We start from the raw sequence: 12,400 nt of genomic DNA on the forward strand, positions 1-12,400 counted from the left end.
AGCGTCGATCCGTGTTGCCCCCGTCACGTACCCGCACCGCCGTCGGACTCCGTTCACGCCGCGGTGGCGGAACGGCTTCCGACGGCGCGTCGGATCGGAGCCCGGGGCGTGTCAGACCCGGAAGACGTCCAGGAAGGAGCTCCACCACCCCTTCTTCTGCCCGGCCCGGCCCGGCGCGGGGGCGGTGGCCTGCGGGTACGCCAGCGTCGTCTCGGGGCCGACCGGCGATCCGCCCGGCGCGGTGTCCGCACCCGCGGCCGGCCGCGTGGTGCGGGCGGGCGCCGGGCTGAACCGCACCGGCAGCGAGACCAGGCCGCGCTGGAACGGGCCCGGCCGCCACTCCACGCTCTCCGCGGGCACCGCGAGCGTGACGTCCGGGAGGGCGTTGAGCAGGCACTCGATCGCGCTCAGGGCGATCAGCTGGGCCGGGGACTTGGCCGGGCACGCGTGCGGGCCGGCGCCCCAGGCGAGGTGGGCCCCCTTGCTGAGGGTCAGCCGGGCGTCCGTCAGCGCGGGGTCGCTGTTGGCGGCGGCGAAGCTGATCACCACCGGGCTGCCCGCGTCCATCGGGACCCCGCCCACGTCGAGGTCCTGCATCGGGTAGTGCGTGGCGTAGTTGGCGATCGGCGGGTTGTTCCACAGCACGTCGTCGAGGGCGTCCTCGATGCGCAGTCCGGAGCGGCCCTCGCCGGACAGCAGCAGGAGCAGCGCGTTGCCGATCAGGTTGCGCTCGGGCTCGACGCCGGCGCCCATCAGCATGACCAGCTGGTCCTTGAGCTCCTCGTCCCGCAGGCCGGCCGGGTGCTGGATGAGCCACGAGGTGATGTCGTCGCCGGGCTGGCGGCGCTTCAGCGCGACCAGGTCCATCAGGCAGGCGGTCAGCTCCTCGTTGGCCTGGATCACGTCGAGGCCGTCGAAGAGCGCGGACATGCTGCGGGTCAGCCGGTCGCCGATGTCGGCCGGGCAGCCGAACAGCTGGTTGAACAGCAGCAGCGGCAGCAGCTTGGCGTAGTCGTTGAGCAGGTCGGCCCGGCCCAGCGGACTGAACTGGTCGATCAGGTAGCCGGCGATCCGCTCGACGTGCCGGTTGAGCCGGTTGTCGTTGAGCCGGCCCAGGCTCTCGGTGACGGCCTTGCGCAGCCGCAGGTGCTCGGCGCCGTCCGTGAAGAGGCAGTTGGGCCGGTAGAACATCATCGGCAGGACGGGGCTGTCCAGCGGCACCCGTCCTTCGTTGAGCGCCGCCCAGCGCCGCGAGTCCCGGGCGAACATCCCCGGGTTCTGCAGCACCCGCAGAGCGGCCTCGTGCGAGGTGACCAGGGTGGCCTCGACCCCCGGGGCCAACTCCACCGGAGCGGCGGGACCGTTGGCGCGCAGCTTGTCGTAGACCGCGCCGGGGTCGGACGAGAACATCTCCCCGTAGAGCGGTGTGCTCACGCCGACGTGCATCGGGCAGCCCTGCGGAGGCGACTGCGGGGCGGGTCGCTGCGGAGATTCCATGGGTCGTTCCTTGGAGGTGGCCCCGGGCGGGTGCGGACCCGGGAGGCGTGAGGGGAGGGAGGCGTGGGGGAGGTCAGGAGTCGCGGGGGAGGTCAGGAGGCGCGGTCGAGCAGGTGCCGGACGAGCGTCAGCAGGGCGTTGGCCGAGGAACGCTGGTCCCGCGCGTCGCAGAACACCACCGGAGTGTGCGGCAGCAGGTCGAGCGCCTCGCGCAGCTGGTCCTCGGTGTACTCGTCCTGCCGGTCGAAGCTGTTGACCGCCACGGCGTACTCCAGGCCGTACTGCTCGATCAGGTCGATGACGGGGAAGGTGTCCGCGAGGCGGGTCGGGTCGGCCAGCAGCAGCGCCCCCAGCGCGCCCCGCGCCATGTCCTCCCAGAGCTGCATGAACCGTTGCTGCCCCGGCGTGCCGAACAGGTACAGCACCAGGTCGTCGCCGAGTGTCAGCCGGCCGAAGTCCAGGGCGACGGTCGTGGTCTTCTTGTCCGGTACGCCGCGGAGGTCGTCGACGCGGATGGACGCCTGCGTCATGCTCTCCTCGGTGCTCAGCGGGGCGATCTCCGACAAGGCCCCGATGAGCGTGGTCTTGCCGACCGCGAAGTGCCCCACGACCAGGATCTTGACCGCGGTCGTCACCGCGCCCGGGACGTAGATGTCCTCAGGCGAACCGGCGTTGAAGTCCATGCAGTACCTTCTCTAGAAGTCTCGGATCCGGGGCCTGGGCCGGGGGCGGGGCCGACCGGCACAGCAACCGTCCCTCATGGATCAGGTCCGTCAGCAGCAGCCTCACGACCCCCACCGGCAGCTCCAGCCGGGCCGCGACCTCGGCCACCGAGAGGTAGCCGCCGGAGCACAGCTCCCAGATCGCCCGGGTCTCCGGGCTCGGCAGGGCAGGGAGGTCCTGCTCGGGCGCGACGGTGACCAAGGTGATCAGAGACAGGGCTTCCGCACTCGGTAACTCGCGCCCACCGGTGATCACGTAGGAGCGGATGAAACCGCCGGTGACCCGCTGTTCCTCGCCGCCGGCCGTCATGAGCCGCTGAGCGTGCTCTGGCGCGGCGCCGCCGACATCGCCCGTCCGAGCGCGCCCACCTGCTGCTGCATCCGGAAGGACATCGCCTCCATGTCGACGTCGGGGGCGGTGGAGGCGGCCAGGTACGCGCCGCTGCCGGCCGCGATCAGGAAGATCCAGCCGTGGTCGTACTCCAGCAGGGTCTGGCGCCAGACCCCGGCGCCTGCGCCGTCTCCGCCGACGAACGGGGCGACCGCGCGGCTCAGCGACTGCATCGAGCTCATCGCGGCGGCGTTGGTCTCCGCCTCGTCACGGCCTATCTCGCTGGACCGTTCGAGCAGGAGGCCGTCGGCGGAGACGAGGATGGCGTGCCGGGCGCCGGGTACCTGGAGTACGTCGTTGAGCACCCAGGAAAGATCGCGGCTCACTGGATCTCGGTTCCTTCCGTGTTCGTGGTGTTACGCCCGGACAGCGTGCCGCGCTGGAACGCGCCGAGGCGGGACGGCGTGTTCTGGCCGGGGCTCCGCACCGGCGCCTCGGCCCGGCCGGGGTCCTGCGGGGAGGGGAGGACCGACACCGGGCGGTGGCGGCGACGGCGGGGCAGCTGTCCGTCCGCGGTCATCTCCGGTTCCGTCACCGCCGCCGGCGGCACCGGGGCCAGGGGCGCCGCCGGTTCGGGCAGCGACACGAGCCGCTGACCGGGGGCCTGCGCCCAGGCCGGCGCGGGCTGCTCCGCCGGGGGGGCCTGGTAGTCGCCGTGCGCGCCCTGGTGGTCACCGTGCGCGGCCTGGTGGTCGCCGTGCACGGCGGTGGCCGGGGCCGCGACCTCGCTGCTGAGCAGCTCGGCCGGCAGCAGCACCACGGCCCGCACGCCCCCGTACGGGGAGACCGAGTCGACGGAGACCCGGAAGCCGTAGCGGGCGGCCAGCATGCCGGAGACGGCGAAGCCGAACTTCGGGGGGTTGCCCAGGCTGGTGAGGCCGATCGGCGCGCCCGGGTTCAGGAGCACCGCCGCGCGGTCCTTCTCCTCCTGGCCCATGCCGAGGCCGGCGTCGTCGACGATCAGGCAGACGCCGGTGGGGACGGCCTGGACGCTAACCTCCACCGGGGTGTCCGGGGCGGAGTAGTTGGTCGCGTTGGCGAGCAGCTCGGACAGCACGACGGCGACCGGCTCGACGACCTTGCTGACGAGCGCGACGCTGACCTGGGAGTGGATCCGCACCCGGTCGAAGTGCCGGATCCGGCCCTGGGCGCTGCGGACCACGTCGTAGACCGAGGCGACGCTCTCGCGGCGGCCCAGCCAGCCGCCGCAGAGCACCGCGATGCCCTGGGCACGTCGGCCGAACTGGCTGTTCGTGTGGTCGATCGTCATCAGGTCGGCCAGGATCTGCGGGCTGTCGCCGTACTTCCGCTGCACCTTGTCGATGACGACCTGCTGCTCGTCGGCCAAGCCCTGCAGCGTCCGCATCGCCGCCTTGAGGACGGCCTTGGTGTCCTCCTCGGCGTCGCGGCGGACGTCCGTCAGCTCGGACGCGTGCTGGCTCCGCAGGTGGTCGTGCAGCACGGCGAACTCGTCGCGCTGCCGCTGCGCCAGGGCGCTGGCTTCCTCCAGGGAAACGTTTCGCCGCCGCAGGGCGAGGTTCGTCCTGCGGGCCTGGAGGGCCGCTCCGACGGCTACGAGCATCACCACGATGAAGACCCAGAAAAAGGGTTCCTGCACAAATGACGTCATGAAACTCTCTTCAGGTGGCACCGCGTGGAGCCGGTCCGGGCCCCAAGGCGCGAATGGGACTGGCGGCCTGACCCCCTCCGAAAGACACCTGATGTCACATCACATCGCGGTGCTTTCCGGCACGGGACCTGCGGCGACGCCTATCGCGGAGTCAGCCTACTGCAACTCCTGGTAGGTCAGAACAGCTACCAAAAAGGGCAGTTGGGGCGAATTTCCGCGACCGGCCGGGAACTCCGGTGGGGCCTGGCGGACTTCGTAGCGCGACGTTAATCGCAAGGACATATCCCGACCACACCCCGGCTCGTGCGCAGCGTGACGACTCCGTCACCATCCGGAATCCGCCGCCCGTCGGCCGGCCGCGAAAAGCGGCGGGCCCGCGTCCGTGGACGCGGGCCCGCCGCCTGGCTGTACCGCCGGCCGTCAGCGCATGGAGCCCGTGCGCAGGAGGGTGCGGATGACGCGCATCGCGACCGAGAGGCTGGACAGCTCGTAGTTGTCCGAACCCCTTATGTCGTCGAGGGTGCTCTTGGCGCGGTTCAGCAGGGTGGCGTTGAGGTCCGCCCAGGCGCCGTAGCGCTCCTCCGGGGTGGCGCCCTCGGGGCCGCAGGCGAGGATGTCGGCGGTCAGCGCCGCGTGCGCCGCGAAGAGGTCCTCGCGGATCGCGGCCCGGGCCATCGACGACCAGCGGTCGGTGCGGGGCAGCTCGATGATGCGGTCGAGCAGGTGGGTGATCTGGAGGCGGTCGGCGAGGTCGTAGTAGAGCTCGGCGACCTCGGCGACGTCCTTGTCGGAGCGGTCCGCGACCTCGCTGATGTCCAGGGTCGGGAAGGTCGAGGAGAGGCCGGCGATCCGGGTGGCCAGTTCCTCCGGCACCCCGGCCGAGGCGAGCTCGTTGTAGACGGCCTCGAACCAGACCAGGTCGTCGCCGCGCAGCGGCTTGGGCAGCGAGCCCCAGACCTGGTCGACCCGGTCGTGGAAGAACTCGATGGTGCCGGCGATGTCGAGCGGCTGGCGGCGGTTGTTGAGCATCCACCGGGTGGCACGCTCGACCAGGCGCCGCGAGTGCAGCCGCATCTTGGTCTGGACCCGGGCCGTGACCTCGTTGTCCAGGCCCTCGATCTCGGCCCAGATGTCCTCCAGGTCGAACACGGCCCTGGCGGCGGTGTGGGTCCGGGCGATCTCCTCGTAGGTCGCGCCGGTCTCCTCCTTCAGCCGGAAGGCGAAGGTGCAGCCGCCGCGGTTGATCGTGTCGTTGACGATCAGGGTGGTGATGATCTCGCGGCGCAGCGCGTGGTTGTCGATCGCGTCGGCGAACCGGGCCCGCAGCGCGCTCGGGAAGTAGTCGTGCAGCGCGGTGCGGAAGTACGGGTCGTCGGGCAGCGCGGTGGCGAGCAGTTCCTCGGCCAGCGTGATCTTGGTGTACGCGAGCAGGACGGACATCTCGGGCTGCGAGAGGCCGCGGCCGTTCTGCTGGCGCTCGCGGATCTGGCGCTCGGTGGGCAGGAACTCCAGGCCCCGGTCGAGCTGGCCGGCCGACTCCAGCCGGTTGATCATCCGGGAGTGGACGTTGACCATGCTGTGCGCCTGGGCGACGGCGTTGGCCAGCACCACGTTCTGCGCGTAGTTGTTGCGCAGCACCAGGTGGCCGACCTCGTCGGTCATCTCGGCCAGCAGGACGTTGCGCTGCTTGACCGTCATGTCGCCGTCGGAGACGACCTGGTTGAGCAGGATCTTGATGTTGACCTCGTGGTCCGAGGTGTCCACACCGGCCGAGTTGTCGATGGCGTCGGTGTTGATCCAGCCGCCGGTGCTCTCGGGGCCGCCGACCGCGGCGTACTCGATGCGGCCGAGCTGGGTGCAGCCGAGGTTGCCGCCCTCGCCGATGACGCGGGCCCGGACCTGGTCGCCGTTGACGCGGATGGCGTCGTTGGCCTTGTCGCCGACCTCGGCGTTGGTCTCGGTGGAGGCCTTGACGTAGGTGCCGATGCCGCCGTTCCAGAACAGGTCGACCGGCGCCTGGAGGATCGCCTTCATCAGCTCGGCCGGGGTGAGCCGGGTGTCCTGGACGCCGAGGGCGGCCCGGACCTGCGTGCTGAGCTGGATCGACTTGGCGGTGCGCGGGAAGACGCCGCCGCCGGCCGAGATCAGCGACTTGTCGTAGTCGTCCCAGGAGCTGCGGGGCAGTTCGAAGAGCCGGCGCCGCTCGGCGTAGGAGGCGGCGGCGTCCGGGTTCGGGTCGAGGAAGATGTGGCGGTGGTCGAAGGCGGCGACCAGGCGGATGTGCTCGCTGAGCAGCATGCCGTTGCCGAAGACGTCGCCGGACATGTCGCCGATGCCGATGACCTTGAAGTCCTCGGTCTGGGTGTCGACGCCGAGCTCGCGGAAGTTGCGCTTGACCGACTCCCAGGCGCCGCGGGCCGTGATGCCCATGCCCTTGTGGTCGTAGCCGGCCGAACCGCCGGAGGCGAACGCGTCGCCCAGCCAGAAGCCGTAGGACTCGGCGACGCCGTTGGCGATGTCGGAGAAGGTCGCGGTGCCCTTGTCGGCGGCGACGACGAGGTAGGTGTCGTCCTCGTCGTGGCGGACGACGTCGGCCGGGTGGACGACCTCGCCGGCGACCAGGTTGTCGGTGATGTCGAGCAGCGCGGAGATGAACGTCTTGTACGAGGAGATGCCCTCGGCCAGCCAGGCGTCCCGGTCGACCGACGGGTCCGGCAGCTGCTTGGCGACGAAGCCGCCCTTGGCGCCGACCGGCACGATGACGGTGTTCTTGACCATCTGCGCCTTGACCAGGCCGAGGATCTCGGTGCGGAAGTCCTCGCGCCGGTCGGACCAGCGCAGACCTCCGCGGGCGACCTTGCCGAAGCGCAGGTGCACGCCCTCGACCTGCGGCGAGTACACCCAGATCTCGAACGCGGGGCGCGGGGCCGGCAGGTCCGGGATGGCCTTCGGGTCGAACTTCATCGACACGTAGGAGTGCCAGTCACCGGAGCCGTCGTGCTGGAAGAAGTTGGTCCGCAGGGTGGCCGTGATGAGGTGCAGGAAGGAGCGCAGGATGCGGTCCTCGTCCAGCGAGACGACCTCGTCGAGCGCGCCGGACAGCTCCTCCAGGATGCCCTCGGTCAGCTCGGCGGCGCCCTGCTGGTGGCTGGGGCTCAGCCGGGCCTCGAACAGGTTGACCAGCAGCCGGGTGGTGTGGGTGTTGTTGCGGAGCGCGTCCTCCATGTAGTCCTGGGAGAACGTGGAGCCCGCCTGGCGCAGGTACTTGGCGTACGCGCGCAGCACCGTCGCCTGGCGCCAGGTCAGCCCGGCGGTGAGGACCAGCTCGTTGAAGCCGTCGTTCTCGGCCTTGCCGGTCCAGGTGGCGGCGAAGGTCTCCTGGAAGCGCTCGCGGGCCTCGTCGGTGAGCTCGGTGGCCTCGCGCAGCCTCAGGCCGAAGTCGTACACCCACGCGGTGGTGTCGTCGGAGCGGCGCAGCGCGTACGGGTGCTCGTCCAGCACCTCGACGCCCAGGCGCTGGAGCACCGGCAGGACCTCGGTGAGCGAGATCGGGCCGCCGACCCGGTAGACCTTGAAGCGGCGCTCGTCGTCGCCCGCGCCGACCGGCTGGTACAGGTTGAGGCGGAAGTCGCCCTCGCCGTGCAGCGACTCGATCTGCTTGATGTCGGCGACGGCGGTGCGCGGCGGGAAGTCGGCGCGGTAGCCGTCGGGGAAGGCGTTGGCGTACTTGTGGCCGAGCTCGGCGGCCTTCTCCTCGCCCAGTTCGGTGTGCAGTTGGTCGTGGAAGCCGTCCATCCAGAACCGGGCGGCCTCGGCGAGGCGGTTCTCGATCCGCTCGATGTCGGAGTCGGTGAGCCGCGGCAGTTCGGTGCCGGGGGCGACGCGGACCACGAAGTGCAGACGGGTCAGCACCGACTCGGTGGCGTACACCGTGTAGTCGATGGTGGCGCCGTTCAGCTCTTCCTTGAGGATGTCGGTGAGCAGCAGCCGGATCCGGGTGGTGTAGCGGTCGCGCGGCAGGTAGATGAACGCGGAGAAGTAGCGCCCGTACTCGTCCTGGCGCAGGAAGAGCCGCAGCTTACGGCGCTCCTGGAGGTACAGCACGCTGGTGGCGATGGAGATCAGCTCGGAGGCCGCGGTCTGGAACATCTCGTCCCGCGGGAAGGTCTCCATGATCTGCAGCAGGTCGCGGCCGTCGTGGCTCTCGCTGGAGAAGCCGGAGCCTTCGAGCACCTCCTGCACCTTGCGGCGCACGACCGGGATGCGGGTGACCGACTCGGTGTAGGCGGCGGAGGAGAACAGGCCGAGGAAGCGGCGCTCGCCGATCGGCTCGCCGGCGGCGTTGAACTTCTTGACGCCGACGTAGTCCAGGTAGGACGGACGGTGCACGGTGGAACGGCTGTTGGCCTTGGTGAGGACGAGCAGCTTCTTCTCGTGGGCCTTGGCGCGGACCGGCGCGGAGAGGCGGCCGAAGGCCTCGCTGGCCGGGTGGTGGTGGTCGTCGTGGCCGCGCGGGTCGGAGCGCAGGATGCCGAGGCCGGTCCCGGCGACGGCCTTCAGGACCTCCTCGCCCTCGTGCTCGACCAGGTCGTACTCGCGGTAGCCGAGGAAGGTGAAGTGGTCGTCGGCGAGCCAGCGCATCAGCTCCCAGGCCTCGCCGACCTCCTGCTCGGGCAGGCCGGTCGGGGGCTCCTCGGCGAGCTCGTCGGCCAGGCGCAGCGCGCTCTCGCGCATCTTGCTCCAGTCCTCGACGACCTCGCGGACGTCGCCGAGCACCCGGCGCAGGTCGGTCTCGATCGCGCGCAGGTCGTCGCGGTCGGTCTCGCGGTCGATCTCGATGTGCATCCACGACTCGACGGTCGCGTCGGCGGGCCACTCGGTGCCGGCGGCCTGGCTGCGGGAGCAGGCGTCGACGTCCAGGATCTCCAGCAGCTTGCCGGTGATGTCACGGCGGACGACCAGCTGGGGGTGGATCACGACGTGGATGGCGCGGTCCTGGCGGGACAGCTCGTTGGTGACGGAGTCGACCAGGAAGGGCATGTCGTCGGTGACGACCTCGACCACGGTGTGGCCGCAGGACCAGCCGTTCTCCTCGACCGAGGGGGTGTACACCCGCACCTCGGCGGTGCCCTGCGGGCGCTTGAGGCCCAGCCGGTAGTGGGAGGCCGCCGCGCCGTAGACGTCGACCGGGTCGCGGTCGACCAGGTCCTCGGGCGCGGTGTGGAGGTAGTAGTGGTGCAGGTACGCGGTCAGAGCGCCGTTGCTCAGGCCTTCCCCCGGCGCCGCTCCCCCCACCTGGCTGTTCTCAGCGGCTGTGGCTGCCTTCTTGAGCAGGTCGGCCTTGGCTGCGTCCAGCTTGGTCTGCATGACTTCTTGGCTCCTGTCGCGCGCCGTTGCGTGACTCGGTGGTGTGTGGGTGTACACCGACGGGTCACTCGCAATCCTGCCGCACCTTCCAACTGAAAAGGCTTCATGGCGCGCATGAAATACCTTCGCAGTGGGTAGGACGATTCGCCCTGCGGAGCCACCCGACGACGCCAGCCAGCCTAACCGGATCAATCGAAGGTGGACAGGGACAGGGAGGCGCAAACCCGCAGGATGATCGGTCCGTCCTGGACACCATGTCCAAACCGGAGCCCCCCGTTCACTCTCAGCCCATGTGCGGGTACCGCAGGTCCGTGGGGGGAACGAAGGTCTCCTTGATCGCGCGGGCCGAGGTCCAGCGCAGGAGGTTCTGGGCGGCGCCCGCCTTGTCGTTGGTCCCGGAGGCCCGGCCGCCGCCGAAGGGCTGCTGGCCGACGACCGCGCCGGTCGGCTTGTCGTTGATGTAGAAGTTCCCGGCGGTGAACCGCAGCGCCTCGACCGCCTGGGCGATGGCGTAACGATCCTGCGCGATCACCGAGCCGGTCAGGCCGTACGGGGCGCCGGAGTCGACCCGGCGCAGCACGTCCTCCCAGCGGGCGTCCTCGTAGACGTGGACGGCCAGGATCGGACCGAAGTACTCCGTCCGGAAGATCTCGTTGCGGTAGTCGGAGGAGACCAGGACGGTCGGCCGGACGAACCAGCCGATCGCGTCGTCGTACTGGCCGCCCGCCGCCAGCTCGATCGTCGGATCGGCCTTGGCCCGCTCGATGGCGTCCCGGTTCTTCTCGAACGCGCGCCGATCGATGAGCGCGCCCATGAAGTTGGAGAGGTCGGTGACGTCGCCCACCGTGAGCGCGTCCACCTCGGCCACCAGCTCGTCCTTGATCTTCTGCCAGAGGCTGCGCGGCAGGTAGGCCCGGGAGAGCGCCGAGCACTTCTGGCCCTGGTACTCGAACGCGCCGCGGACCAGCGCCGCCTTCAGGATCGCCGGATCGGCCGAGCGGTGGGCCAGCAGGAAGTCCTTGCCGCCGGTCTCGCCGACGATCCGCGGGTACGTCCGGTAGCCGCCGATGTTGGCGCCGATGGTCTGCCAGAGCGACTGGAAGGTGGCGGTGGAGCCGGTGAAGTGCAGCCCGGCGAGCGCCGGGTCGGCGAGGGCGACCGCGGACAGCTGGACGCCGTCGCCGGTGACCAGGTTGACCACCCCGGGCGGCAGACCGGCCGCCTCCAGCAGCCGCATCAGGTAGTGCGCGGCCAGGGTCTGGGTCGGCGCGGGCTTCCAGACCACGGTGTTGCCCATCAGCGCGGGCGCGGTCGGCAGGTTGCCGGCGATCGCGGTGAAGTTGAACGGGGTGATCGCGTAGACGAAACCCTCCAGCGGGCGGTGGTCCACCCGGTTCCAGACGCCCGGTGCGGAGATCGGCTGCTCGGCCAGGATCCGTTGGGCGAACTGGACGTTGAACCGCCAGAAGTCGATCAGCTCGCAGGCGGAGTCGATCTCGGCCTGCTGCGCGGTCTTGGACTGGCCGAGCATGGTGGCCGCGTTGAGGGTCTCCCGCCAGGGCCCGGCCAGCAGGTCGGCGGCCCGCAGGAAGACCGCCGCCCGGTCGTCGAAGGACAGCGACCGCCACTGCCGGCCCGCCGCGAGCGCCGAGTCCACCGCCGCGCGGGCGTCCTCCCGGGTGGCGTTGCCGAGCACCCCCAGCTTGGCGGCGTGGTGGTGCGGCTGGACGACGTCGATCCGCTCACCGCCGCCGAACCGCTGCTCGCCGCCGATGGTCATCGGCAACGGGATCTGCTCGGCCGCCAGCTCGTCCAGCCGCCGGACCAGCCGGTCCCGCTCCGGGCTGCCGGGCGCGTACCCCAGCATCGGCTCGTTGACCGGGAGGGGCACCTCGGTGACTGCGTCGATCGGCATGGCGGCTCCGTCCTGCTGACTGCTCCGGTGGGAGGGCCCGATCCACCGGACAGGCCCTGGTCCAGCCTGACCAGCGGCCGCGCGATCCGCCCGCTCAGACACGCGGACGGCGGACGTGGCGCCCGCCACGCCCGCCGCGGACGGTCAGCCCCGCCCCAGCCGCCCGGCCAGCTCGACCGCCTCCGCCAGGCTGTCCACCACCGGCACCCCGAGCGGCTCCAGCTTCTCCCGGGTGTGCGAGCCGCCGGTGTAGAGCACCGCGTGCGCACCCGCGCCCAGCGCCGCCCGGGCGTCGTCCGCGGCATCGCCGATCAGCACGGTACGGGCCGGGTCCACCCGCTCGCCGAGCGCGGCCAGGTGCCGGGCCAGGTGCTCCGCCTTCTGGCCGCCGGACGGGCCGCTGCGGCCGTCCACCCGCAGGAACCGGCCGGTCAGGCCGAAGGCGTCGACCAGCGGCAGCAGCTTCTCGTGCTCGTACATCGACAGCAGCGACTGGCTGTGCCCGGCCTCCCGCCAGCCGTCCATCAGCTCGTGCACGCCGTCCGCCAGCCCGCAGGCCGGGCTCAGCTCCCGGTAGCGGTCGTGGAAGGCCTCGTCCAGCCGGAGCCACTCCTCCTGGGACGGCATCCGGCCGAGCAGCCGCTCGTAGAACCGGGGGATCGGGATCTCGTACTGCTCGCGGTACTCCCGCATGGTCATCGGCCCGACGCCGATGGTCGCGAACGCGGCGTTGCTCGCGCCGAGCACCGCCTCCATGTCGTGGAAGAGCGTGCCGTTCCAGTCCCAAACGATGTGTGTAGCCACGCGCGAAACGGTAGCCCCGACCACCGACACGCCGGTAGGACGGGGCTCACGCACCCTGCTGCTCCGCTCCGGCG

At 71.0% G+C, this 12,400-nt stretch carries 8 protein-coding genes; all 8 read right to left on the reverse strand.

Features of this window, described 5'->3' with window-relative positions; all coding sequences use genetic code 11:
* Nucleotides 1-111: 111 nt before the first annotated feature.
* Entirely contained in the window at nucleotides 112-1,497 is a 1,386-nt protein-coding gene (locus tag AB0O19_RS16555; RefSeq protein WP_363620132.1) for a cytochrome P450, read from the reverse strand.
* 92 nt (nucleotides 1,498-1,589) lie between these two features.
* The gene (locus AB0O19_RS16560) at nucleotides 1,590-2,180 is read right to left on the reverse strand and encodes an ATP/GTP-binding protein (RefSeq protein WP_350881092.1); all 591 of its coding nucleotides are present in this window, start codon (nucleotides 2,178-2,180) and stop codon (nucleotides 1,590-1,592) included.
* Nucleotides 2,155-2,529, reverse strand: a complete 375-nt coding sequence (locus tag AB0O19_RS16565) for a DUF742 domain-containing protein (RefSeq protein WP_350881090.1) — start codon at nucleotides 2,527-2,529, stop codon at nucleotides 2,155-2,157. The genes AB0O19_RS16560 and AB0O19_RS16565 overlap by 26 nt, the downstream gene beginning before the upstream one ends.
* Nucleotides 2,526-2,936, reverse strand: coding sequence for a roadblock/LC7 domain-containing protein (locus AB0O19_RS16570; RefSeq protein ID WP_350881088.1), 411 nt, complete (start codon nucleotides 2,934-2,936; stop codon nucleotides 2,526-2,528). The genes AB0O19_RS16565 and AB0O19_RS16570 overlap by 4 nt, the downstream gene beginning before the upstream one ends.
* Nucleotides 2,933-4,240, reverse strand: coding sequence for an ATP-binding protein (locus AB0O19_RS16575; protein ID WP_363620134.1), 1,308 nt, complete (start codon nucleotides 4,238-4,240; stop codon nucleotides 2,933-2,935). The genes AB0O19_RS16570 and AB0O19_RS16575 overlap by 4 nt, the downstream gene beginning before the upstream one ends.
* A gap of 420 nt (nucleotides 4,241-4,660) precedes the next feature.
* Nucleotides 4,661-9,607 carry an NAD-glutamate dehydrogenase gene (locus AB0O19_RS16580; RefSeq protein ID WP_363620136.1) on the reverse strand — a complete coding sequence of 1,649 codons (4,947 nt, stop codon included), beginning with the start codon at nucleotides 9,605-9,607 and terminating at the stop codon, nucleotides 4,661-4,663.
* A 283-nt stretch (nucleotides 9,608-9,890) separates the two neighbouring features.
* Entirely contained in the window at nucleotides 9,891-11,516 is a 1,626-nt protein-coding gene (gene pruA / locus AB0O19_RS16585; protein WP_363620181.1) for an L-glutamate gamma-semialdehyde dehydrogenase, read from the reverse strand.
* 150 nt (nucleotides 11,517-11,666) lie between these two features.
* Entirely contained in the window at nucleotides 11,667-12,326 is a 660-nt protein-coding gene (locus AB0O19_RS16590; protein ID WP_363620137.1) for a haloacid dehalogenase-like hydrolase, read from the reverse strand.
* Between the last annotated feature and the right edge of the window lie 74 nt (nucleotides 12,327-12,400).

Origin of the sequence: Kitasatospora sp. NPDC091276, assembly GCF_040684355.1 — a bacterium.
In the GTDB taxonomy this organism is placed as follows: domain Bacteria; phylum Actinomycetota; class Actinomycetes; order Streptomycetales; family Streptomycetaceae; genus Kitasatospora.